Origin of the sequence: Rhizobium phaseoli (assembly GCF_001664385.1) — a bacterium.
Taxonomy (GTDB): Bacteria; Pseudomonadota; Alphaproteobacteria; order Rhizobiales; family Rhizobiaceae; genus Rhizobium; species Rhizobium phaseoli.
Map to the genome: position 1 here is coordinate 360,211 of NZ_CP013535.1, position 24,094 is coordinate 384,304.

Annotated in this window: 21 protein-coding genes and 3 pseudogenes; 5 read left to right on the top strand and 19 right to left on the bottom strand. The window is 59.0% G+C overall.

Going from position 1 to position 24,094, the window contains the following annotated elements:
* Positions 1-4: 4 nt before the first annotated feature.
* Positions 5-664 (bottom strand): chitooligosaccharide deacetylase NodB, encoded by a 660-nt coding sequence (nodB, locus tag AMC88_RS26855; RefSeq protein WP_011053465.1) that lies wholly within the window; start codon positions 662-664, stop codon positions 5-7.
* A gap of 1,627 nt (positions 665-2,291) precedes the next feature.
* Between nodB and AMC88_RS26860 the strand changes: the two genes are divergently transcribed.
* Both AMC88_RS26860 and AMC88_RS26865 read left to right on the top strand, forming a co-directional pair.
* Complete coding sequence (locus tag AMC88_RS26860) at positions 2,292-3,278, top strand: nodulation protein NodZ (RefSeq protein WP_010025697.1); 987 nt, start codon at positions 2,292-2,294, stop codon at positions 3,276-3,278.
* Between the two features lie 688 nt (positions 3,279-3,966).
* A pseudogene (locus tag AMC88_RS26865) lies at positions 3,967-4,152 on the top strand (hypothetical protein); the annotation flags it as partial.
* A gap of 275 nt (positions 4,153-4,427) precedes the next feature.
* Here the strand turns inward: AMC88_RS26865 and AMC88_RS26870 are convergent.
* The 10 genes from AMC88_RS26870 to ccoN all read right to left on the bottom strand — a co-directional run bounded on the left by AMC88_RS26870 (position 4,428) and on the right by ccoN (position 13,359).
* A complete protein-coding gene (locus tag AMC88_RS26870; RefSeq protein ID WP_064820033.1) occupies positions 4,428-5,093 on the bottom strand; it encodes a Crp/Fnr family transcriptional regulator in 666 nt (221 codons plus the stop codon).
* A gap of 31 nt (positions 5,094-5,124) precedes the next feature.
* Positions 5,125-5,283, bottom strand: a complete 159-nt coding sequence (ccoS, locus tag AMC88_RS26875; RefSeq protein ID WP_011053470.1) for a cbb3-type cytochrome oxidase assembly protein CcoS — start codon at positions 5,281-5,283, stop codon at positions 5,125-5,127.
* Positions 5,280-7,550, bottom strand: a complete 2,271-nt coding sequence (locus AMC88_RS26880) for a cation-translocating P-type ATPase (RefSeq protein WP_064830114.1) — start codon at positions 7,548-7,550, stop codon at positions 5,280-5,282. The genes ccoS and AMC88_RS26880 overlap by 4 nt, the downstream gene beginning before the upstream one ends.
* Entirely contained in the window at positions 7,547-8,032 is a 486-nt protein-coding gene (locus tag AMC88_RS26885; protein ID WP_011053472.1) for a FixH family protein, read from the bottom strand. The genes AMC88_RS26880 and AMC88_RS26885 overlap by 4 nt, the downstream gene beginning before the upstream one ends.
* The gene (ccoG, locus tag AMC88_RS26890; RefSeq protein WP_011053473.1) at positions 8,029-9,603 is read right to left on the bottom strand and encodes a cytochrome c oxidase accessory protein CcoG; all 1,575 of its coding nucleotides are present in this window, start codon (positions 9,601-9,603) and stop codon (positions 8,029-8,031) included. The genes AMC88_RS26885 and ccoG overlap by 4 nt, the downstream gene beginning before the upstream one ends.
* Positions 9,604-9,770: 167 nt before the next feature.
* A complete protein-coding gene (locus AMC88_RS34270) occupies positions 9,771-9,956 on the bottom strand; it encodes a hypothetical protein (protein ID WP_004674416.1) in 186 nt (61 codons plus the stop codon).
* An 11-nt stretch (positions 9,957-9,967) separates the two neighbouring features.
* Positions 9,968-10,831, bottom strand: coding sequence for a cytochrome-c oxidase, cbb3-type subunit III (ccoP, locus tag AMC88_RS26900; RefSeq protein ID WP_004674413.1), 864 nt, complete (start codon positions 10,829-10,831; stop codon positions 9,968-9,970).
* 1 nt (position 10,832) lies between these two features.
* Positions 10,833-10,985, bottom strand: a complete 153-nt coding sequence (locus AMC88_RS26905; RefSeq protein ID WP_004674411.1) for a cbb3-type cytochrome c oxidase subunit 3 — start codon at positions 10,983-10,985, stop codon at positions 10,833-10,835.
* Positions 10,986-10,993: 8 nt separating this feature from the next.
* Positions 10,994-11,728, bottom strand: a complete 735-nt coding sequence (gene ccoO / locus AMC88_RS26910) for a cytochrome-c oxidase, cbb3-type subunit II (RefSeq protein ID WP_004674404.1) — start codon at positions 11,726-11,728, stop codon at positions 10,994-10,996.
* An 8-nt stretch (positions 11,729-11,736) separates the two neighbouring features.
* Positions 11,737-13,359 (bottom strand): cytochrome-c oxidase, cbb3-type subunit I, encoded by a 1,623-nt coding sequence (gene ccoN / locus AMC88_RS26915; protein WP_004674403.1) that lies wholly within the window; start codon positions 13,357-13,359, stop codon positions 11,737-11,739.
* Between the two features lie 241 nt (positions 13,360-13,600).
* Here ccoN and AMC88_RS33800 point away from each other — a divergent pair.
* Both AMC88_RS33800 and AMC88_RS26925 read left to right on the top strand, forming a co-directional pair.
* Positions 13,601-14,317, top strand: a pseudogene (locus AMC88_RS33800) (Crp/Fnr family transcriptional regulator); the annotation flags it as partial.
* 306 nt (positions 14,318-14,623) lie between these two features.
* Positions 14,624-15,067 (top strand): pseudoazurin, encoded by a 444-nt coding sequence (locus tag AMC88_RS26925; RefSeq protein WP_004674399.1) that lies wholly within the window; start codon positions 14,624-14,626, stop codon positions 15,065-15,067.
* A 965-nt stretch (positions 15,068-16,032) separates the two neighbouring features.
* On the opposite strand, the gene hemN is transcribed toward AMC88_RS26925, so the two are convergent.
* Positions 16,033-17,385, bottom strand: coding sequence for an oxygen-independent coproporphyrinogen III oxidase (gene hemN / locus AMC88_RS26930; RefSeq protein WP_064820035.1), 1,353 nt, complete (start codon positions 17,383-17,385; stop codon positions 16,033-16,035).
* Between the two features lie 478 nt (positions 17,386-17,863).
* On the opposite strand from hemN, the gene AMC88_RS32660 reads away from it, so the two are divergent.
* A complete protein-coding gene (locus AMC88_RS32660) occupies positions 17,864-18,094 on the top strand; it encodes an NAD(P) transhydrogenase subunit alpha (protein WP_225880318.1) in 231 nt (76 codons plus the stop codon).
* A gap of 13 nt (positions 18,095-18,107) precedes the next feature.
* On the opposite strand, the gene AMC88_RS26935 is transcribed toward AMC88_RS32660, so the two are convergent.
* The 7 genes and pseudogenes from AMC88_RS26935 to nifD form a co-directional block, all read right to left on the bottom strand.
* The gene (locus AMC88_RS26935) at positions 18,108-18,563 is read right to left on the bottom strand and encodes a phasin (RefSeq protein ID WP_010024976.1); all 456 of its coding nucleotides are present in this window, start codon (positions 18,561-18,563) and stop codon (positions 18,108-18,110) included.
* A gap of 874 nt (positions 18,564-19,437) precedes the next feature.
* Entirely contained in the window at positions 19,438-19,755 is a 318-nt protein-coding gene (gene fdxB, locus AMC88_RS26940; RefSeq protein WP_004677870.1) for a ferredoxin III, nif-specific, read from the bottom strand.
* Positions 19,752-19,955: a CCE_0567 family metalloprotein gene (locus AMC88_RS26945; protein ID WP_009991124.1), complete on the bottom strand. Its 204-nt coding sequence runs from the start codon at positions 19,953-19,955 to the stop codon at positions 19,752-19,754. The genes fdxB and AMC88_RS26945 overlap by 4 nt, the downstream gene beginning before the upstream one ends.
* 24 nt (positions 19,956-19,979) lie before the next feature.
* On the bottom strand, positions 19,980-20,468 hold the full coding sequence (locus tag AMC88_RS26950) for a NifX-associated nitrogen fixation protein (RefSeq protein ID WP_009991126.1): 489 nt from the start codon (positions 20,466-20,468) through the stop codon (positions 19,980-19,982).
* Between the two features lie 33 nt (positions 20,469-20,501).
* Positions 20,502-20,804: pseudogene (locus AMC88_RS26955) on the bottom strand (nitrogenase component 1); the annotation flags it as partial.
* A 58-nt stretch (positions 20,805-20,862) separates the two neighbouring features.
* Positions 20,863-22,404: a nitrogenase molybdenum-iron protein subunit beta gene (nifK, locus tag AMC88_RS26960; RefSeq protein WP_018247184.1), complete on the bottom strand. Its 1,542-nt coding sequence runs from the start codon at positions 22,402-22,404 to the stop codon at positions 20,863-20,865.
* A 123-nt stretch (positions 22,405-22,527) separates the two neighbouring features.
* Positions 22,528-24,030, bottom strand: a complete 1,503-nt coding sequence (gene nifD / locus AMC88_RS26965) for a nitrogenase molybdenum-iron protein alpha chain (RefSeq protein ID WP_064820025.1) — start codon at positions 24,028-24,030, stop codon at positions 22,528-22,530.
* Positions 24,031-24,094 lie beyond the last annotated feature (64 nt).

Genomic DNA, 24,094 nt, shown 5'->3' on the forward strand with positions numbered 1-24,094 from the left:
ATCTTCAGAACTCCCGAGGAAGCGAGCGAAATACAAAGCCGCGATCATGCAAAGCTGGAATTATGCTAGATAACGCCATGATAGTCTGGTGGCGCAGACTGTGGTCAGCTCCTTGCTGCATTTCACTGGAGGGACAACCGTCGTGCAAGAGCACGATTGACCCCGGCCGGACAGACTGCAGCACATCATTAACAATGGCGTCGGCCCCGGGAAGAGACCAGTCTCGCGGATCTACCGACCAGTGCACGGCAGTGAGTTCCGCATTCGCCGAAGCCTTGAGCACTTCTTCGGTCCAGATGCCGTAAGGAGCTCGGATGTGCCGCACCACCGCCTGAGGCGACGCCATTTTTATGGCTCTGTTTGTCTCGAGTATCTGACGTTGCACCTCGTCGGGTTCGCAGTCAGACAGGTCTGGATGCGTCATTGTGTGGTTGGCGACTTCATGCCCCTCTGCAATCATTCGCTGGATCAATTTCGATTGATCGGCCAGGAACTCGCCGATGACGAAGAATGTTGCCGGCACCCGGTGTTCAGCCAGAATATCGAGAATCTCCGGTGTACAAAATGGATGCGGACCGTCGTCGAACGTCAAATAAACGCTGTGACGACCAGTGCCGTCATCGCGCTCACCGTGCACTTCGCACGAGCAATCGAGGTGCGTCATTGCTCTCGTCCTTTCCGGTAAATTATCCTGGTGGCCATTCGGAGACCGGCCGCCCAAAGGTAGGATGATGACGCCGCGCGTGGACGCAGGTCGAAACGCGCGTGTGGCAGCGTGTAGCGTACGCCGTTTCCCAAAATAGCGGTCACCAGACCGCCTCGTTTGAATCTGTCAATACGCGGCTCGTTGCGGACTGTACCGAGTGCGAATGTAAATTCCCTCGACATGGTCGGAGTTGCGATTCCTTTTCCGCAACGGTTCCCAACGCACGTAAATCGCATGCAAAGGCCTCATAATCTTTGCCGATTTGCCAAAACGATCGATCTTGCGATCAAAGTGACGATTGGTCGCGAACCCCGACCTATCGACGATTGCAAGATGATGCAATGGGCTGATCGAACGCTTATGCTAGCATTACATTCCAAAGCCACACATTTGACCCCTCTACACCACTGGCGCGCCATCGACGACTTGATTTCCGTCAAGATGCTCGTCTAATGGATCATGCCATTCAATTCGTAAAATCGATTGTTTGGATGATACCCATCCACGCCATAGATAAAATTCGAGCCACAGTTCCTGCTAACGGACCGAGCCTGTTGTCGTGGCTGACGCCGGATTTCCGTCGTCGCTCCCTTGACGAACTTATCATGGCTCGGCATTGGCGGCTTTCTAACCTACTCTGGGTAAAGCTCCGGAGCAGATTGAAACCTTCCGGAAGCCTGAAAGCGCCGGATAGAATTGATCGGCTATGGCTGTCAAACGACTCGAGGAACTAGTCCCACTTGCCGAATTGAAGAACGGACCCCATCGGTTTGCGTTTCGTTAGATCCGAGCACTGGCCCCAATCTTCCGCAGACGGTCGGAGCGTCGCTTTTGGCTAAGCCGATAACTGTCGCCCGGATGGTGACCACCGTCGAGAGGTGAAAGCAGGCGGTCCAATAATGCTGTGACGACCACGCGACTATGGATCGAGCTGTTGTCGTAGCGCGGAACACATTTGGAAAACAAACGGGCGCGATGGGCCTCCAAGTGGGGGTAACCGAGCTCGTCTGAATCAACAACCTGGGCCGCGGCACGATCATCGACTGCTTGTCCAGCGAGCCGCAGTTGTGAGACTCGCCAGCATCGCCGCCACGGTGGCAGCCGTGACGCAATGGTGGCCACACTTATCCATCAAGCGGATGGAGATTATCCAAACAATCGATTTTACGGATTCCCCAGGATGCTCCAGAAGACGCATGAAATAGAGATCAGGTAGCGGGAAAGGACGGGAATTGGCTAGATCGGCGCCACCCTCGATGAATCGGCGAAGCGCGCCAACATGAGCCGTACCGCAACGTAAGCTCCGGCCTCTCGCTCCGAGCCAAGTGCGATGCCGATGGGTTGGATCGGGTGCGAGATAAACGACTGAACGATGACGGAGGGCTATGCGGCGGCTTCAATGCCCGGACTGAAAAGGCGTATGGCGCCGCAACTTCCAGTCTGGCGTAAAATGGTAAATCTGTGCGACGAAGGGTCATGCATAAAATTGGCGGGAATCACGAGCGTTGATGCAGGTCCGGGAATTGATATGCAAAATTTCAGCAGGATTTAAGCCGATGCGCTTTTCCAGAACAAGGCAACGAACATGCTCGCTGGCGACCTGAAGAGGGATCGGTATGTTGTTTCTCGACGGCGGACTGGTTTCGGTGATTGTCTCTGGTCGCTGGCGGCAGCTTGGCGCTATGCACAGCGAACGGGGCGGACGCTGGCCATCGATTGGCGTGGCTCCTGCTATCTCAATCAACCCTTCACGAACGCTTTTACGGTGTTCTTCGAGCCGATTCAAGATATTGCTGGCGTACGGGTTATTTGCGATGACCAGATCAACCAGTTCTCATTTCCGGGACCGTTCTTCCCATCATGGTGGAACAAGCCCTCAATCGAGAGCGTTTACCGCCCCGATGAGCAAATTTTCCGGGAACGTGACGAACTGACCGAGCTTCTTCAAGCCCAGGACGATACTGATGCCAACACGGTAGTCTGTGATGCCTGTTTAATGTGGCGGTGCGACCAAGCTGCCGAACGCCAGATATTTCAGAGCCTCAACCTTAGACCTGAAATTCAGGCTCGTATTCACGCCATCTATCAGGAGCACTTCAAGGGGCGCAGTATCATCGGTGTGCACGTACGGCATGGCAATGGCGAAGATATAATGGACCATACGCCCTACTGGGCCGATCCGGAGTTGGCCTTACGCCAGGTGTGCACTGCCATCGAGAAGGCCAAAGCGCTACCGCATCGACGCCCTGTGATGGTTTTCTTGTGTACGGACAGCGCGCAGGTACGGGACCATTTACTCGGTGTGTTCCCCGATCTAATCACTATCCCGAAATGCTTCCAGGCGGCCCAGGCCGGGCCATTACACAGTGCATCGCTGGGAGTGGACGGTGGTATCTCTGCTCTTACAGAGATGTACCTTCTCGCCCGATGCGATACGGTAATTCGCTTTCCGCCGACCAGCGCCTTTACGCGCTATGCCCGTCTCTTCGTGCCACGTGTTATTGAGTTCGACTTGAAAAATCCGACTCGCTTGATCTTGACTGATGAATCGTCCGAGCATGAGCCGGCTTGATGAACCGGCACTCCGCTGAACAAATTCTCGGCGCCCTCGCAGGATTGAGGAGAGGTGTTCACTGGATCGCGATGTGGGCGCAGCACCCGACGAGACAAGGCCGGGGCGCATCTTCTCCTAGCGTCTCGCGCGTCCAAAGGCTTGCCGGATCATTGTTGTGAAGGGTAGCTATTGGGCGCCTTCGGTGAATGGAAACGGCACCGTGCGCTCGACCCGCACCATTGGCATAGCAAGCTCGCACGTCGGCGATTCCGATGGGATGAGGACGTTCGCGCGCCACAGCCTCGTCGGCGCCTTAGCCGACGCCCTGCCTGATGCGAGGGCGTTCGTCGGGCTTGGTCGACAGATCGCCATCAAGCTGATTTCGTGCTCTATGCGGTCGTGGGCGTGGCCGGTGCCGTTCTTTATTCCCGCATCCCGACACGTCTGGCAAACCGCGCGACCACAGAAGCCGCCGCCGCGCTAGGTCCTTAGCGCCCATCGTCCTTGCAACTCGCAACTCACTCAGCCTCGACGCATTCGCAGGCGTGATAACGCCGGCTGCGAAAGACAGAAGATGCACTGTTGTAGTCTCCGGCTCCCGCCGCTGCTTGCATGACGGCTTGCGCCAGTCGTTGACAAAACTCAATTGGCCAGCCAGCATTTCCGTTGCCCGGCCATTTGTAATGATTAAGTCTGAGGTGGTGCCATGCCTCGCATGATCAGGTTCATACTCACGCGTTTGGCGACGGGGTTCGCAATTGGATCCGCCGTGGGCTTCTTCGTTTGGCAAAATGGATTTGCCGCGGCAGGCACGCTTGAGAATTATCTCGCGAAGGGCCTGTTCATCTACCTCTTCGCAAGCACCATCAGCATGGGTTATCTCGCGACGGCCCCTCGAAGAATAGCGCCGGACGCTCTCCGTCGCATGTTGGTGCTCGTTGCGCCCGTTCGTCTGCACTTCCCTATTAAGCCCGCCAGTCCGACGGTATCCGCATGTGTCGTCAGCGCCACCGTTGATGCGGACAAGGCCTGAAGCAAGCGATGAAGACAGTCGAGATCACAAAAACAATCCGTCCTGGTGCTTTTTTGCGCCTGGCCATAACGGAGCAAGCGATCGCCATATTGACGGTTGTCGAATTCCGGCGCGGTTATCGCCCTGCCCCGAGGTCAGCACGCCTTCCGCAGCAGATCGACGCTGTCAACCACGACGACCCTGCCTCTGACTTCGACCCCTGCAGGACCGAGGGCAGCGAAAGCCCGCGAAAGGGCTTCGGGCGCAACCCCGAGTTTGCCGGCCAGAATTCTTTTCCGGTAAGGCAGGCGAAAGGTGGCCTGCGATGCTGAGGCCGGGCAGCGGCTGACGAGGTAATTCGCAACACGCTGTGCAGCCGTGTGCAGCCGGTCTCCCGCTATGCAATCCATGGCACCGAGCAGATGCCGGGCCATGATGCGCATGACGTTGCGACGCATGACGGGGTCCCGGTCGGCAAGCGCCCGCAACTCCACAAGGTCGAACAACGCGACCTCTGCGCCGTCGGCGGACCATGCGCTGTAGGTGTAGGAGCCGCCTGCCGACAGGAGATATTCACCGAACGTCTCACCCGGTTCGCAGATGCAGATATCTGCCTGGCGCCCCGCGGATTCCGACTTCGAAAGTCGCACGAAGCCGCGCATCACGCAATAGACGAACGACGCCTGCTGGCCCTCGGCGATGATCCGCTCGTCCGGTGCGAAGATCTGGAACTGAGCCGCGTCGGCCAGTTCTTCTATCCTTGCTTTGTCCAGGCCGTGAAACAGGTCAGATCGCAAAAGTATGGGATGTCTCGATAGCATCGATCTTCCTTTCGTTTCGGCCGTGAGCGGTTCAAGGTCTTTTGCAATCGGTTTCGTCCTCGACGAGGATTCGCCAAGCTGCTCCTTCAAGGTCCTCGTACTGGCGGCTCGTCAGCGACCAGAGGAACGCCAGGAGACCCATTCCCCCCATCAGCAGTGCGATCGGCATCAGATAGATCAGCATGTTCATGCGGTTTCAACTTCCGCACGTCCGCCGGCAAGCGGCTCGCTCCGTAGGCCGAAGGCATTTAATCGCAGCGCATTCGTCACGACGATGATCGACGAAGTCGACATGGCCACCGCCGCTATCAGCGGCGTTGCCAGGCCGGCGATTGCGATCGGTACCGCAAGCACGTTGTAACCGATGGCGAGAGCAAAGTTCTGGCGAATGAGGCTGGCGGATCTTCGTGCAACGGCGATTGCCTCAGGAACGGCATCGAGACGATCGTTGAAGAAGATAAGGTCGGCGGCTTGCCTGCCGATATCGGATGCGGTTGCAGGCGCCATCGAGACCTGCGCGGCGGCCAGCGCCGGTGCGTCGTTGATCCCGTCGCCGACCATGAGCACGCGATAGCCCTCGGCGCCCAGCCTCTGGAGTTCCTCGACCTTCTGTTTCGGCCCCAGGTCGCCCAGAGCTTTGCCGATACCGAGAGCCCGCGCTGTGTTGTCGACGACGGCCTGCCTGTCGCCGGATACTATCAACGTTTCGATACCGGCTGCAGCGAGCTGGCGGAAAGTCTCCGCGGCGCCCGGACGAAGCGTGTCGTCAAACAGGAAACGGGCGAGATCGACGCCGTTTTTCGACAGGACCACCTCCGAAAACGGAGTATCGCCCGCGGGCGTGAGCCCGGTTCCGCAGGCAAAGGCCCGGTTGCCGAGCCGATAGAAGTCCGCTCCTTGCCAGGCTTCCAGCCCCCCGCCGGCGATTTCCGTGACCCTGTCGAAGGCGAAGGGGTAAGAGATGTCTATGTCCCGCACCAGACCCTGGGAAAGCGGATGCCGTGAATGCGCCGCCATTGCGCAAACGATGGCTCTATTGCCCGCGATCGAGTCGATTCGGACGAGGCGGGGCCGGCCCATCGTCAGGGTGCCGGTCTTGTCGAAGGCCACGATGTCCGCGTCGGCCAGTCTTTCGAGCGCCGAACCGTCCTTCACCACGATGCCCCTGCGGAAAAGTTCGCCGGCGGCGACCACCTGGACCACCGGTACAGCAAGGCCCAATGCGCAGGGGCATGTGATGATCAGCACCGCGACCGCGACCAGCATGGCCTGTTTCCAATCGCCCCCAAGCAAGCCCCAGGCGAGAAAGGAGGCCAGCGCCAACAGGTGCACGGCGGGAGAATAAAGTGCTGCGGCGCGATCGGCGACCCGGCGATAACGAGCCCTGCCGCCCTCGGCCGCTTCCATCAGGCCGATGATCTCGGAAAGAAGCGAATCCCTTGCCACTTTGGTCGCCCGCAGGACGAGCGAACCGGTCAGGTTCATCGCACCCGAATTCAGCGCGCTGCCTGCGGCGACGGCGACCGTGCTGCTTTCACCGGTGACGATGGAGAGGTCAACATCGCTCTCGCCGCTGACGATCATGCCATCGACGGGAATGCGTTGGCCGGCGGCAATCGCGATGTTATCCCCGACGGCGATCTCTTCGACCGGGATGTAGTGCCGCGACCCGTCCGGCATCATCAGCTGCGCCCCGCGCGGCGCCAGTCTGGCAAGCCCGTTGATCGCGGCGCGGGCTTTTTCCCGCATCACATGATCGAGGGTTCTGCCGATCAGCAGGAAGAACAGCAGAGACACCGACGCGTCGAACCAGGCATGTTCGCCATGGTGCATGGTTTCCCATAGGGAGACCGCATAGGACAGCGTCACTGCAAGCGAGATCGGAACATCCATGTTGGTGCGCCTACGCTTGAGCCCGCTCCAGGCCGATTTGAAGAAGAAGCGTCCACCATAAACCAGCGCCGGCGCCGCGATCATCGCCGAGATCCAGTGAAACATGTCGCGCGTGGCCGCATCGGCGCCCGACCATACCGACACCGAGAGCATCATGATGTTGGCGGCCGCAAAGCCGGAAACTCCAATCGCCAGCAGTAGCTGGTTCCGGATCCTGTCGGTTTCGGGTGCTGTCGACGTGATGAGATGGGCGCGGTATCCGGCCAAGGTGATCGCGGCGAGGATTTCGGAGGGATCGGTCGCCTTCGCCTCGATCTCTTCCTGATAGACGCAGGTGACACGCCTGGCGGTGAGATTGACCCGGGCTTTCCTGACGAACGCAAGCGCCGACAGCGCTTTTTCGAGGGTCAATATGCAGTCGCCACAGTGGACGTCGGGCACGCTGAGGTCGACCTGGCGTAACCCAGCCCCGAGCGGGTGGCTTGCAAGGCATACCTCCTCGGCGCTGGCGGATGTCGCGCTGAGGCCGAGAACGCTTTCCGCATCCATCGAGCAGCAGGTCATTGGCGGAACTCCGCGGTGTCGAAGCGTTTGGCCTCATGCATGACGACCGCCCCGTTCATTCTCGATATGGCCTCGACGATCCAGTCGCCGGCGACAACCTGGTGATCGGCTTCGAACCGCCCTTCGCCCGTCTTCCGGAGCGTCACGCGGAAATCCTCATGATCGCCGACGGGCCGTTTGAAGTTCAGCGTGACATCATCGATGATCGCAGGCGTGCCGGCCTGGTCGTGGATGTCGTAACGGATTTGGCTGCCCTTAACGACGAGCGCGCCCTCGACGCCGGAGGCGGCCATTGCCTTCATCGCTGCCGCCCTGGTGTTGAATTCCTGGCTGGCCACATAGGTGTTTTCCACGACGATGCCACTCCAGCTGGACGCAGCATAGAAGGCCATGGTGGCGTTTACGGCGATCACTACGGCGAAGAATGCCGAGGTGGCAAGCAGCACGTGCAAGCCGGTAAAGCCCTGAGTAGAAGTCTTCATTTCACGTCTCCCGGCGCGTTGAACGCCGCGCGATAGCTCGCCCGGTCGGCTTGACCTGCGTCTTGACCTATATCTTCGATGACGAAGAGGAATTCGTTGATCTCTGCCCCGTCTGGGGCGCGCGTGACGAAGACCTTGAGCGTCGTGGCCGCGTCGGGTTCGACGTGAGCGGTGAAGCTGCGGGCATCCTGCCCGCCGAACTCGGGAATGCGCATTGTGCCCCCCTCCAGCCCGACGAGGGTGATGGTCACGTCCCGCGGCTTCGGCACCATGTTGAGGACATGCAGCGTGTAGCCGTTTCGGATGGAGCCGTCGCTTTCCAGAACATATTGAGGGTTCCGGTCGTGGATAACGTTGAGCCTGAGCCGATCGCGTAAGGCGAGATGGACGACCATGGCGACGCCGATCGATGCCCAGACGACACCGTAGAAGACAATTCTTCGGCGGAAGATGATGCGCCAGTCGAAATTCCGGACAGCTGGCATGAAGCTTCCGTCGTCGTTTCGGACATTGGAGGGCTGGATGGCTGTCCGTCCTCCGTCAGTAGCAAGCGACATGTTGCTCGAATATTCCTTGAGCGTCGCATAGGCGATCAGGCCGTGTGGCTTCCCGAGCTTGTCCATGACGCCGCCACAGGCGTCGATGCAGAGGGCGCATGTGATGCATTCCATCTGCTGGCCGTCGCGGATGTCGATCCCCATCGGGCAGACGGCGACGCAGGCATTGCAGTCCACGCAATCGCCCACCGGCAGACCCTGAGCCTTCTTGCCATGGCGCGACCGCTGCTCGCCCCGCCAGTCGTTGTAGGTGACAACAAGCGAATTCTCATCCAGCATCGCGCCCTGAATGCGCGGCCACGGACACATATAGGTGCATGTCTGTTCGCGCATGAGGCCGCCAAGCACATAGGTCGTCGCGGTCAGGGTGGCGATCGTGGCATACGCAGCGGCAGGAGCGCTGCCGTCAAACAGTGAAGCCGCCAGGCTCGGCGCGTCGGCAAAATAGAAGATCCATGCTCCGCCCGTGGCGATGGCGATCAGCAGCCAGATCGCGTGCTTGATCACCCGCTTCCTGAGCTTGTCGAAAGTGAAGGGGTCGGCATCGAGCTTCATCCGAGCGTTTCGGTCGCCTTCGACAGCGCGTTCGACGACGAGAAAGAGATCGACCCAGACGGTCTGCGGACAGGCATAGCCACACCAGGCGCGGCCGACAGCGGCGGTGAGGAGAAAGAGGCCGAAGCCCGCCATGACGAGCAGGCCCGCCACATAGTAGAATTCCTGCGGCCAGATCTCGATGAAGAAAAAGAAGAAGCGCCGCGAGGCGAGGTCGACGAGGATTGCCTGATTGGGCGCATAGGGACCGCGGTCCCAGCGAATCCACGGCGCGAGGTAATAGGTGCCAAGCGTGAGCAGCATCAAGACCCATTTGAACCGGCGAAAGGGCCCTTCGGCTCGTTTCGGAAAGATCTTCTTGCGCGGCGCATAGAGAGGCTGGCGGTTGCGCCGGGCGTTGACGGGTTCGACGCGAACGTGGTCAATGTCATTTAGATTAGGGCGGGTATAGAGATTCATAGGACCTGTCCGATTTTCACCACTCTTTTCCCAGCCGTGGCGGATCCGTTCCTTGATGCAGATCAAGAACGACCGTGCAGAAGCGAAAAGGCCACGCCCCAGAGTAAGGGCGTGGCCGGAGGACAGCGGCGGAGAAACCGCTGGGACGTCCTCCACAGGAGCTGAAACTATCGGCTCGTCTGCTTGTGGTCTTTGAGGCAGATCAAACTCACCATCGAATTGCCGATTTTTGCAGGGTCGTCCTGCTCCGAAGACGCAGGCATCTGTTGGGCGCGGGCTGAGACACGCGATCGGATAACAGCACGCGGCGCGCCGTAGAGAGGGAGGATCGGATTGCGGTCGTGGGCTGTCATGTCTCTTCTCCTTACGTGCCGCCGCCGAGCGCATGAACGAAAATAGTAAGCTCGTTTACCGTTGTGTCCCCCAGGCGCGCTGCCCAGGCAGGCATTACGCCATGTTTGGGAGAGGCAACCTGACGAAGGATGGCGTCTTCACCCCGCGACTTCAGCCAGATTGCGTCGGCGAGATCCGGCGCACCCATTTCCACCTTTCCTTTGGCGTCCTCGCCGTGACATGGGGCGCAATTGTCGAAGAAAACCTGTTTTCCGGCCGCCGCCAGACCGACATCCGAGGGCGTATTGGTCAGCCCCCAGACAAAGGCGGCGACCTGCTTCATCTGGATGGGCTCCAGAACACCGGCAAAGGGCGGCATTTCGGAGGAATGGCTATCCGTATCGCCGTCGAAGCGGATGCCATGAGAGATCGTGGCCTGGATGGCATTCAGATCCCCGCCCCACAGCCAGTCGTCGTCGTTGAGATTCGGAAACCCCGGACCGCCGCTCGCTCCCGATCCATGGCAGGGCGCGCAGTTCACCTTGAAAGCGGATGCGCCGCCAGCGATCGCGAATTTACGCAAAGCCGGATCCGCGTCGATCTCCTCCACTGTCTTGGCAGCGATCAGGTCATGGAACTCCGTCTGCGATGACTTAGCGAGATTGAGGTCCTGCTGCAGCTCGGCGCGCGTTGAATAACCGAGATAGCCGTTAGTGGCGGAAGTGATCATCGGGATGGCCGGGTAAGCGATGGCGTAGCCGATCGCCCAGAGGATCGTCACGTAGAAGGTCCAGATCCACCAGCGCGGCATGGGATTGTTGAGCTCTTGGATGCCGTCCCATTCATGACCCGTCGTTTCGACGCCGCTCAGTTCATCGATATGCTTTTGCGACATCTCAATCGTCCTTCAAGGGAATATCGGCGGCATCTTTGGCCGTCTGCTTGCTACCTGGGCGAAGGGTGAGCATGACCGCGCCGACGAAGAATGCGGCCATTGCCAGGAGGCCCCAGCTGTCGGAGAAGTGTCTCATTGCAGTGTAAGTTTCCATGGATCACCTCACCGGTAGCCGGTCGCGTCGTCATAGGTCGAGAAATTAACCAGCGTTCCGAGCATCTGCAGGTAGGACACCAGCGCGTCCATCTCGGTCAGCCGGGTTGGATCGCCGTCGAGATCGCCGACATTCGCATTTGGGTAGCGCTTGAGTAGAGCCGCCGTGTCCGCGTTCGGATCGGCCTGGGCTCTCATGTCGGCCTCGGCATTCGCCAGCATGTCGTCGCTGTAAGGCACGCCCACGTCCTCATTGGCCTTGAGGTCCTCTCCGATACTCCTGACCGTCACCTCCTTCTCTTCGAGGAAGGCGTAGCTCGGCATGATTGATTCCGGCACCACGGCCCGCGGATTTGCGAGATGCTGGACGTGCCATTCGTTCGAGTAACGCCCCCCGACGCGGGCCAGATCGGGCCCTGTCCGCTTGGATCCCCATTGGAACGGGTGGTCGTACATCGATTCCGCGGCGAGCGAATAATGGCCGTAACGTTCGACCTCATCACGGAACGGCCGGATCATCTGGCTGTGGCAGAGATAGCAGCCTTCACGGATGTAGATGTTCCGTCCGGCGAGCTCTAGCGGCGTGTAGGGCCGCATGCCTTCCACTTTTTCGATCGTGTTCTGCAGGTAGAACAGCGGTGCGATTTCAACGATGCCGCCAATGCTGACGACCAGCAGCGAGCCGACCAGAAGAAGCGTCGCGTTCTTCTCGAGGGTCTTATGTTTATCAAGTAACGATGCCATGTCTCACCTCACTCGGCAGGCTGTGCCTGGGGCACCAAACTGGTCGGGATTGGCGCTTCGTCGCGCAGGTGGCCGCGGATCGTCATGAACACGTTCCAGGCCATGACGAGGCCACCCGCTAGGTAGAGTGCTCCGCCGACGGCACGCAGCACGTAATAGGGGATCATCGCCGCGACCGTTTCAGCGAAGGAATAGACGAGGAAGCCCTGGGAATTGTATTCTCGCCACATCAGCCCCTGCTGGATGCCCGCGACCCAGAGCACCGCGGCGTAGATCACGATCCCGAGCGTCGCGAGCCAGAAGTGCCAGTTGACCATCCGCAGGCTGTAGAGGCGCTCGCGCCCCCACAGTTTCGGCGTCAGGTAGTATATCGCCCCGAAGGTGATCATACCCACCCAGCCAAGTGCTCCGGAATGCACGTGACCGATCGTCCATTCGGTATAGTGGCTGAGCGAATTGACCGCCTTTATCGACATCATCGGGCCTTCGAAGGTCGACATCCCATAAAATGCGATGGCGACGATCATCATCCGGATGATCGGGTCGGTGCGAATTTTGTCCCAGGCGCCCGAAAGGGTCATCAAACCGTTGATCATGCCGCCCCAGGAGGGCATCCAGAGCATGACGGAGAAGACCATTCCGAGCGTCTGCGCCCAGTCAGGCAGCGCCGTGTAATGCAGATGATGCGGGCCGGCCCAGATATACATGAAGATCAGGGCCCAGAAGTGGATGATCGACAGCCGGTAGGAATAAACCGGCCGGTTGGCCTGCTTCGGCACAAAATAGTACATCATCCCCAGGAAGCCGGCGGTGAGGAAGAAGCCGACGGCGTTGTGGCCGTACCACCATTGGGTGAGTGCATCCTGGACGCCGGAGAAGAGAGAATAGCTCTTGGAGCCGAGGAACGACGCCGGAACAGCGAGGTTGTTGACCACATGCAGCATCGCAATGGTGACTATGAAGCTGAGATAGAACCAGTTTGCCACGTAGATATGCGGCTCTTTGCGCTTCAGGATCGTTCCGAGATAGACGGCCAGATAGGCGACCCAGACGATGGTAAGCCACAGGTCGACGTACCATTCGGGCTCGGCATATTCGCGCGACTGATTGATGCCGATCACGTAGCCGGTCGCAGCCATCACGATGAACAGCTGGTAGCCCCAGAAGACGAACCAGGCGAGTGTTCCTCCGAAGAGACGCGCGCGACAGGTGCGTTGCACCACATAGAAGGATGTCATGATCAGCGCGTTGCCGCCGAAGGCGAAGATCACCGCCGATGTGTGAACCGGCCGCAATCTTCCGAAATTCCAATAGGGCGCGATGTTGAGGTCGGGAAAGGCGAGCTGCAGCGCGATGATCACGCCGACGAGGAAGCCGACGACGCCCCAGAACACCGTAGCGATCAGGCCGTAGCGGATTACCTCGTCGCAATAGCCCGTAAGCTCTGTTTTGCGCTGTTGGCCCGTCGGCGAAAACTCTGCGTTTCTGACAAGCAGCAGCGTTCCCGCAACCAGGCAGAGGCAAAGTATACCCATATGGACTGCAAACAGATGATCGTGCGCGAATGCGGCCGCGAGCAGCGCCAGAAACGCTGCGACCGCGATCACCATCGTTTCTGTCGTGTAATTCATGATGTCGTCTCCAGTGCGCAGACGACCGCCTCGCGGCCGGCTTTCTCGGATTTCGAGGCAGGACTGTCACGAAGACGGGAACGGCTCCTTGATCTACATCAACAAGCGGACTGGAAGCGGTGGACGAACCGACGTTGTTACACTCTGTTGCAAACTTCCCCCTTTGGCACCGCCCGCTTACTCCCGTGTGACGCAGCTGCTTTCTACCGCACCCACTGCCACAAGGGGCGATGAAGATGCTGTGCAGAACAACCACGCGTTCGACAATGGCGCGAAGGGGCGCGAAGCCATACATGCCGGCCAATCCCTCTCTTCGCTGTTCGTAGGCTCGGCGGCCAGGCCGTAGCAGCCGGTAAGGCGATTTGGTGGGAGGGTGATAAGCAACCATCTTGTCCAGGTGGAAGAAGGTGTCGTGCGCCTGCTTCGTATCATCGGCGAAAGATCGTCGGGTGATAATCGCTCTTCAATTCGCCGGCGATCTCAACGGCGCGTCGCTGCAAAACGATTTCCTATTTACGGCTGAGGCCGTCACGAAATGCAAGATCCGCCGGATATCGCACATGAGTTTCCACGGGGAAGTCGCTCGGTCTAATGCGCTCGCTCGACCTAGCTCTCGTTGCTCTGGCAGGAGGCGGCCGCTTCGCATGAACAGATGGTGCTGTTGCCGAAGAAGAACGCCGAGGAGCGCCCCTGCAGCTTCATCGTGAAGCTTGCATTCCGGCGCAACCCGCGTCCGCCAAGGTCCGTTGCGCGTTTCCATGAATCGTCAAGACATTGCGGATCATCTCGGCCTGACCAGCGAGACCCTGGCCCACACCGTTACGAAACTTGCGTCGCGCAACATCGTTATTCCCGAGGGCAGGCACGACCTGCGGAACGTCAATCTTGCCCGCTGGTACGGTTATCGGGCGACACTGATGATTTTTCCGAGGATTTCTGTCAGAGGGTAAACCTCAACACACGCGACAAGCCGCGGGATCGACATTCATGCCCTCCGCGAACTTCTCGACGCGATATGAGCTCAGTCACGGCAATCCTAAGCTGTTCAGCAGCGCCGACGTTCGCCGAGCGTGCTTGTCCTTCGGTGATTCCTACATCGCTTGCAGGCTGCCATGTCCCTCGCAAGGGCGCTGGGCAAGCAGGCAAAAATTGGGACCTTCTGCCTTTTTTCCCCGAATTTGACGGGCGTCAAAGAGCCCAATTCCGGCATCTGCTAAGACACATTCATGAGGCTGATTGGGTCTCGCAGAAAAGGAGCTTGCAAATGCGGTTAAAATTCGGTCTGATCGCTGCAGCGGCAGCCTTGATTGTTTCGGCAGCGCCGTTGATGGCGGCCGACCACCAGGTTCGGATGCTCAACAAAGGCACGGAAGGCGCGATGGTGTTCGAGCCTGGCTTCCTGAAGATCGCCCCCGGCGACACCGTCACCTTCATCCCCACCGACAAGGGCCACAACGTCGAAACCTTCAAAGGCCTCATTCCGGATGGCGTTGCCGACTTCAAGTCAAAGCCGAATGAGCTATATCGCGCGAAATTCGATGTTCCAGGCGTCTATGTCCTGAAATGCACCCCACATTCCGGCATGGGCATGGTTGCCCTGATCCAGGTGGGTGACAGTCCGCCCAATCTCGAAGCGATCAAGACTGCAAAGGTGCCGAACATGGTGCGCAAGCGGCTCGATGCCGACCTCACAAACATCACCCAGTGAGACACAGCAGGTGCGGATGACCGCGCAGCCCATGACGATGGCTTTCGTGGCAGCTGTTTGCCTCGCCAGGAGCAGCTGATGCTCAGTGAGCATCGAGCAGAGCCAGGCGCTGTCAGGCAAGACGTCCAAGGCAGTGGTCGGACACGGTTGTCGGCAAAGCCGATGCCGAAACCTGGTGGGACCGTCGAGAAAGTGAATGTGGCCTGTGAAAAGAGCTATGATCTGCACGGCAGACCTGTGAAGGAACGCGTGGGCAAGATCACTAGCCCGGCGGCAATCTCGCTGACGACGAATATAACGAGGTCGTTTTTTTGCGCGGCAGTTGCGAAGGAGATGCCAGCCAAAACCCGGGGTCTCGTTCTGGTTACCCAAGAATTGCACGGAAGGCGCCGTCGAACGTTTGATCGAAATCCCCGCGGCAGGCAAGTCCTACAACTAGGAGACCCCTGCCTCGTCCTTCGACGTGCTCGAACAACCGCGTTCGTGAGAGGGCGAGAGCCGTCGATCATGTGGCGCTCGGTAGCTCACCTCGCGAAAAGGCTCCTTCAGGCGCCTGCGCGGCCGCCATAATCGCGATGGGCACAACTCTGCGGACCGGCGCTTGCCCACGCCACCTTAAAGGTTCGACGTCAGTCGCCAACGATACCCTGGGCCGGGGCCTGCCGAGATCGAGCTGTATTTGAATGAGCCGAAAAGCTCGACGATAACGACCTCGACGTCCAGGCGGTGATACGGGCGCCCATCTACTTGTGACAGGGCGGCCCGATGACCGTATTTGTGAGTGCGCCCGCCCTGCTTCACACGAACTTGCGACGTCGATCCTCCTCGACGTGCCGTTGTCGACGGGACTCCTGGGAAGATAACTGCAGGGTCCTCGATCGAGAAACGGGAACTCGATGTCTTCTCGCGCGGCCTTTGATGCGTTTCGTGTCGCCGGAACCGATGCACACTTCCGGCGACAAGTACTAGGCTGCCTTGCTGTGCGTGTGCCCGTGCGAGCTAAAATAGGCGTCGAATGCCGCCGCGACTGCACGGACCATGAAGCGCGCCTCCTCGCATACGACAATCCGCTCACCGCTGATCGTCACGACGCCGTCGGCCATGAGCTCGCCGAGACGGTCGTTGCGCTCGACAAGGAAGCCGGTGTCGAAACCCGATCCGCTGCTCAACTGGCCGAGATCGGCTTCGAAATCGCACATCAGCCTCTCGATGACCCTCGCCCGAAGCTTGTCCTCCTCGCTGAGAAGATATCCCTTGGCGGTCGGCAGCACCCCGAAGGCAATTCGCTCGGCATAGAGGCCGAGAGGCACGTGGTTCTGCATATAGCCGGCCGGCAGCCGCCCGATCGCAGATGCGCCGAGGCCGATCAGGCTATCGCAATCATCCGTGGTATAGCCCTGGAAGTTTCTCCTCAGCGTTCTGTTGCGCGCGGCGAGCGCCAACTGATCGTTCGGCAGTGCAAAATGATCGAGCCCAATGCGCAGATATCCGGCCTTCTGGAGCTCCTCGGCGATCACTTCCGCCTGCTCGTTCCGCTGTTTTGCGTCCGGCAGCGATGCTTCGTCGATCAGGCGCTGATTTTTCTTAAAAGCGGGTATGTGAGCGTAACCGAAAACGGCGAAACGTTCGGGACGCAGTTCTGCAGCCAGCCGGACCGTCTCGATGCAAGATTGGACAGTCTGTTTCGGAAGGCCATAAATTAGGTCGAAGTTGATGCTGCTGACGCCTGCTGAGCGCAACCCGGCGACCGCCCTTTCCGTCTGCTCAAAGGATTGCAGCCGCTTGATACCGGCCTGCACGATCGGATCGAAGCTCTGGACGCCGAGGCTTGCGCGGTCGACGCCGTTTTCGGCGAGCGCATCGATCATGGGGGCGACCAATGTGCGAGGGTCGATCTCGACTGCGACGCCGGCTTTCGCTTCAAACGTGAAGGCACTCCTGAGCTTTGCCATTAGAGCCGAAAATTCCTGCGGCTTCATGACCGACGGCGTGCCGCCGCCGAAATGCACGTACTTGACGGGCACGTCGTTTCCGGCCGCAAAAGAGACGAGCTCGATCTCTTCCTTCATCACGTCGAGATAGTCGGCGACCGGAGCGTCTTGCCGGGTGATGGTCGTGTGGCAGCCGCAGTACCAGCATATCGAACGGCAGAACGGGACGTGGAGATAAACCGAAACCGGGCCAGCCGCGGCGATATGGGCGAGATTGCCGGCATATTCATCCGGCCCCACGGCTGCAGAAAAAGCCGCCGCCGTCGGGTAACTCGTATAACGCGGAACCCGCGCATCGCCGTATTTGGCGATCAGATCATCAGACATTTTCGCATCCCTTTTCAAAACAGGATGCTTTATGACCTCCGGCCGCGCCGGCTTCCTTGTCCCAAATCAATGATGACGTCTCAGGCCAGAATCAGCCGGATCTTTGTCCGCTGTGAAAGTCAGCACTTTCGAACCCGCCTAACATCTCGTTCTGACATGGGTCGAGCCGCGGTCCCGGCTGTTCGAAGAGACGTGCCACAAGGAAATGAGCAAGAATGACTGATACGCAAAACGGGTGAAACAAATTGGTGTCCGCGTGCTGTCGCCGGTCGAGCCATCCCACGGTTTCGGCTCGCTCCATGCGCTGGCCCCCGGCGATAGTTTGTTGATCGCCAGTGGAACTGGTGCCGGCCTAACGGCGGGAATCTCGAGCGAAGCCTACCGAAACGCGGAAGTCGTGGTCGTTTTCCAATTCCACAGGCCCTCGCCGCGGCCGCCGACGTGATCGTCAAGGTGCGCCTCGATCAATGAGGTCGCCCTGCTGTCGCCTGAAAAGACGCTAATCGCTTTCTTCTATCCCGCAGCCAACAATGAGTTGCTCAAGCGGGCTCTGCATTCGGGCGCGAATATAAGCGCCATAGACATGGTCCCGCGCATCAGCCGTGCACAGAAGATGAATGGGAAAGATCGGGGTTACCGGGCGGTCATCGAAGCGAGTGCGAACTTCAGGTGTTTCTTCACCGGGCAGATCACCGCGCGGTATTTCTAGGGTCTCCTCAGTTTTACGTCGCCTTGAGGTCCGTCAGCACCTTGTCAAAAGCATCCTTGACCGGCTTTGAGATTTCCTCCACCGCCCTGCTTGAGAGCACCCGGACTTCCTTGGCGTGCTGCAAACTTGTCTCAACGCGCTTGCGGAAAAAGGTCGACTGCTGTTCGAGGATCTGCGACGGCGAATTCGCGCCCAGCAAAGCTTGCAAATGTGAGAAGCTGGCCTCGGCGTCGGCCTGCAGTGCAGCGATCGTCTTCCACCACAATTCGTTGCCGAATAGACTTGTCGTTTCGAGGATCGGAGGCAGCATTTTCTGTGTCGCTTCAGCGCCGGACGCAAATTTCAAAAAAGCCTCTGTCACCTTCTTGTTCCCCTTTTCAACAGATGCGCCGAACTGATCTGGCACCTTGAGCGACGATGACCCCGGGTTTTCGATCGTTTCAAAGGATCTTTCGGAAATCTTGGTCATTGCATTTTCCTTCTCTTTGAGTTGGTTGCAAGCTGTGACATCGGGATTGACCCTTCCGCCGGCGGATGCATGGCCGCTTGGTAGAACGCGGATCCGATGACGAACGGTCAGGTGGCCTCCGTTCCGTTCGTTTCATGAACCGGCATCATGCAGACTGCTTTCTGCCGCTTGTAACCAGGGATCAGCAAACACCATGCCAACTGCTCCGACGCGCCAAGAAGATGATTTTCTTTTATCAATGGGCGGGTTGAGGGCAGGTTGATGTGTATTTGACGGAGAGACCGGCGAACAAAACGTTCCAATCACGACAAACCTGACAAAAGTGGCGGATGCCCGACATTTGCGAGAAATGTCGACGGTTGCGCTGGGGACAAGGGAATTAGCATGTAATTCAACCGCGCTCAGGATCGTCCTGTGTCGGATCGTATTGAGCCTGCGGGGTGGAAAGTGGCGTTGCGGTCCTCGCCGCAAGTGCCTCCGTCAGCTGCGCACTGGTGCTTACCTTGACGGTCAGCTTGCGCGAGACATTGCGTGCAATTGCAGTGCCTTCTTTGCACCGGCCGCCATTGATTAGAACCGCCGCATCCGCGGATCAGGCATGGGACACGAACGGCACGATCTGTGGCGATCCAATCGCGGGGCATCTGCCTTGGCAACCGGATAAGTTCATCGCCGAGGGCGACGAGACAGCGATCGCCACTTCGCGCTTTTAAAAAAGTCCTATTGAAAGAAGCGACGAACTAGCCACCATCGCAGCGCCAACTTTGTGGATGGAATGCCACACGAAGTAACTACGTTCGTTCGTTTGCGCAGACGACGAGCAGCAGGAGACAACAAACGATCTGAAGGTAACAGCGTTGACTTGTTCGCGAGATCACGCAGTAACCTTGTCTGCCGCGACATGGGTCTGACAGTTCTTCGGGCAGACGCGCGCGCAGGCGCCGCAACCAATGCAGCGGCCGGCCTCATCGACAACCATGATCATACGATTGAGCTCGCCATCGAAGTCTTCCTCCTCGTCGTCGCAGATGCCGAGGATTTCACCCGCTTCACCGACGCCATAGAGGTGCATGACTTCGCGAGAGCAGGCTTTGAAGCATCGGCCACAGCCGATGCAGGTTGTAGCATCGATGCAGGTCAGGTACTCCGGCACCCAGCTGGAGCCGTCGCGCGTGACGAAAGGGCCAGTCATCGTGAATTCTCCAATGCAGCGAGCTCTTCCTTCGCAGCGTTCAACTCGGCGAAGGCGTCGAACGTCTCTCCTGCTATGGTCTTGATTCTAGCCCAATTAATCGGAAGGTCCTCGGCAAGATCGTGCAACTCCATCTTCGCAGCGGCGGCGCGGGACTGCAGCTTGCGGACCTTCTTCAGCTGCTCCACAATGTCTGACATGATCTCTTTCCTCGAAAATTGATTTCATGATGCCCGCGCCACGTCGGGATAGGTTTCGATAACTTCAATAGCGTCATCGACCATTTTCGTGCCGGTCTCGGCGAGCTTGCCTAGCGTCTCAAAGCCGAACCGGTGGACATCGCGCAGGGTCTTCGACAGAACGACCAACCGTCCAGTCGTCAAAAGCAAGCGGCCGAAGCCCTCATGGCCGATCGTCATGATCGGCGATGCCAACAGGCCTGTGCACTCTTCGATCACAAGCCCCACGCAACTGTAAAAGTTCTGTAGCCTCCACAGCACATCAGGATCCGGATCGCCTATGATCGGGATCTTACGGCGCTGCTCCTTGGTGAGGATGAAGTCGGCCAGCAGGTCAGTGTCCGATTTGCCTTCCCACGCCCCATGGGCATCCTGAGCGCGGATGAGCCTTATCAGGCATCTGAGAAAAGGGGTGGCGAGATCCCCATCTTCGTTGACAGCAGGGCCATTCGTACTTCCTGTCAATGTACCCATTTCTTAGTCCTCCTCATCGAAAGGCTTCTTTTCAATGGCGCCTGCTTCGGTCAGCGCCGTGAAGCTCGTGCGCCAGAGCGTGGGACCTGAAGAAGCCGATCCGCGGTTGTCCCAGGAATTGCCCTCACAGCCGAGAGGCCCATGGATCAGGTGCGCGACGTCGGTGATCGGCTGCAGCACGATCTTGGCGCCATCGAAAGCGCATCCGCCGGCTGCCGCCCCGGGGATCAGCGGCTTCGAACAGCCGTTTTTGCGCGCCTTGGAATCCTTGCTGCGGTTCTTCTCGCAGGCAGGCTCGTCAAAGACATCCTGGACTTTAGCATTGAGCAAGGGCATTGCGGTCTCCAAGTTCAGATGAAGGCGGCCGGCCTCACAAGGCCGACCGCCGCCGCTCCTAGCGGGTCAGGTCGTAAGAATAGTCCGTCACACCCGGCTCGCTCGTCTCGCGATCGAGCTTGTCGAAGATCTTGTCGAGGATCGTCGTCAGGACGCGCAGGCCGCCCTGGTAGCCCATGAGCGGGAAACGGTGGTGATGGTGCCGGTCGAATATCGGAAAGGTCAGCCGGATCAATGGGGTGCCGGTGTCGCGCTCGAGATACTTGCCATAGGAATTGCCGATCATAAGATCAACCGGCTCGGTAAAGAGCAGCGAGCGCAACGCCCACAGGTCCTTGCCCGCCCAGACCTGGGCATCCTTGCCGAAGGGCGAGGATGCGAGCAACGCCTTCATCTCGGCTTCCCAGGCCGACGTGCCGTTGGTAGCAAGGCAGTGGGTCGGCTCACCGCCGGTTTCCAAGACGAACCGGGCAACGGCGTAGACGAAGTCAGGATCGCCGTAGATCGCGTATTTCTTCCCGTGCAGCCAGGCTTGGCTATCTGCCATAGCGTCGACGAGACGGCCGCGTTCCAGGCCGATTGTCGGAGGAATTTCCTTGCCGGTAATCTCCGAGACCTTCATCAGGAATTCGTCGGTCGCCTGAACACCCAGCGGATAATGGAACGAAGCCGTAACCTGACCGACCTCCTTGCAATATTCCAGCGTTTTGCGCGTGTTATAGTGCTGCAGCGACAGGGTCGCTTCGGCATTCAACGCCGTTTTCAAGTCCTCGATCTTCGTGCCGCCGTCATACATGCGGTACGTACCGTCAGACGGCGTGTCGAACTGGTCGGAGGCATCCTGGATGAAGATGTAGGATACGCCCATCATGTCGAGCAGGCGCTTCAGTTCGCGGTTGTTGCCGACGCAGAAGCCGTCGAAGCCGGGAATGATGTTGATGGCTTGAGCAACCTCCTTCCGCTCGTTGCCTTTCCAGAAGTTCTCCAGAATGCCCTTGATCATGCCGTCATAGCCATCGACGTGGCTGCCGACGAAGGCAGGCGTGTGGGCGAAAGGAACATCGAAGTCGTGCGGGACCGACCCTTCGTTCTTTGCGTTTTCGATGAAGCCGTGGAGGTCGTCTCCAATGACTTCGGCCATGCAGGTGGTCGAGACGGCGATCATCTTCGGATCGTAGAGCTTGTATGTATTGGCGAGCCCGTCGACCATGTTCTTCAACCCGCCGAACACTGCCGCGTCCTCCGTCATCGAGGACGAGACCGCCGATGAAGGCTCCTTGAAGTGACGCGACAGATGCGAACGGTAATAAGCGACGCAGCCCTGGCTGCCATGGACGAAGGACATCGTTTGCTCAAAGCCTGCGGCTGCGAAGACGGCACCGAGCGGCTGGCAGGCTTTGGCCGGGTTCACGACCAGGGCTTCGCGGCCCAGGTTCTTTTCGCGATACTCCCAGGTCTTCGTGAAGTCGTTTTGATCGGCAACGACCTGATCCGGGTGGGGGCATTCGAAATTGGCTTTCTTCTCGGCGAGCATCTGCCTGTATTCCGGCTCGCGGAACAGGGGAGCATGGTCGAGAACTTTTTCCGCCGACTGCGGCATAGTAAGCACCTTTCTTTTCATCGCGCCGCACCGGTGGCGGCAATGGGATGTCATCTGTCACGAGTGCGGATCAAGTCCGATGGGAAGAGCCTGGCCTGCCCCTTCCCAAGACAGGCCAGGCTCTCATTCGGCCGCAACCGCCTCAGCTGGCGCGGCCTCTTTTTTCCAGGGGACGTCGTAGAGATCCCACACCGGATTATTGATGGCCAGATCCATGTCGCGGGCGAATATGGCGAAGCCGTCATAGCCGTGATACGGGCCGGAATAATCCCAGGAGTGCATCTGGCGGAAGGGGATGCCCATCTTCTGCACCGGATACTTCTCTTTGATGCCGGACCCAACAAGGTCGGGGCGGATGCCTTCGATGAACTTTTCCAGCTCGTAACCGGTCACGTCGTCATAGATCAGCGTACCCTTGTTCACATAATGGCCGGTGCGCTGATAGTCGTCGTTGTGGGCGAACTCGTAGCCGGTGCCGACGATCCGCATGCCGAGGTCCTCATAGGCCGTGATGACGTGGCGAGGACGCAGGCCGCCGACATAGAGCATCACCGTCTTGCCTTCGAGGCGCGGCCGGTACTTGTCGACGACAGCATCGACCAGGGGCCGGTACTTGGTGATGACAGCCTCGGTCTTGTCGACGATTTCCGGACCGAAGTGCTTGGCTATTTCGCGCAGGGAGGTTTCGATCTGGGACGGACCAAAGAAATTGTATTCCATCCACGGGATGCCGTATTTTTCCTCCATGTGCCGACAGATGTAGTTCATCGAGCGGTAGCAGTGGATGAGGTTCAGCTTGGCCTTTGGCGCGCGCTCGACTTCAGCGAGCGTGGCATCACCCGACCAGTTGCCGACCACGCGCAGCCCCACCTCCTCCAATAGAATACGCGTAGCCCACGCGTCGCCACCGATATTGTAGTCGCCGACGACGTTGACATCGTAAGGGCCGGTCTCAAACTCGACTTCGTTCTTGTCGAAAACCCAGTCACGGATGGCGTCGTTGGCGATGTGGTGGCCGAGCGATTGCGAGACGCCGCGGAAGCCCTCGCAGCGTACCGGCACGATCGTCTTTTCGTGCTCCTTGGCCTTCTTGCGCGACACCGCCTCAATGTCGTCGCCAATCAGCCCGATCGGGCATTCCGACTGCACGCTGATGCCGTTGTTGAGGGGGAAAAGCTCCTCGATCTCGTCGATGACCTGTTCAAGCTTCTTGTCGCCGCCGAACACGATGTCCTTTTCCTGGAAGTCTGAGGTGAACTGCAGCGTCACGAACGTGTCGATGCCCGTCAGGCCGACGTAGTAGTTGCGGCGTTGCGACCAGGAATAATGACCGCAACCGACCGGCCCGTGCGAGATGTGGACCATGTCCTTGACCGGCCCCCATACCACGCCTTTGGAGCCGGCATAGGCGCAGCCGCGGATCGTCATCACGCCCGGAATGGACTTGATGTTCGATTTGACGTCGCATTCGGAAAGGGCCTTCGGCTCATCGCCAGGCTCGTCGCGGCTCGTTGCGACGCTGAGGTGCTTCTTGCGGCGCTTCGCCGCCTTGTCTGGATATTGCGCTAACACTTCCGCAATGAGCTTTTCATGCAAAACGCTGTCATTCTCGTAATCAAGGCTCATGGGCCCCTGCCCCCTTTCAAGGTTCGGGTTAGGTCGTCGTCGCCGAAGCGTCTTTCGTGGAAGG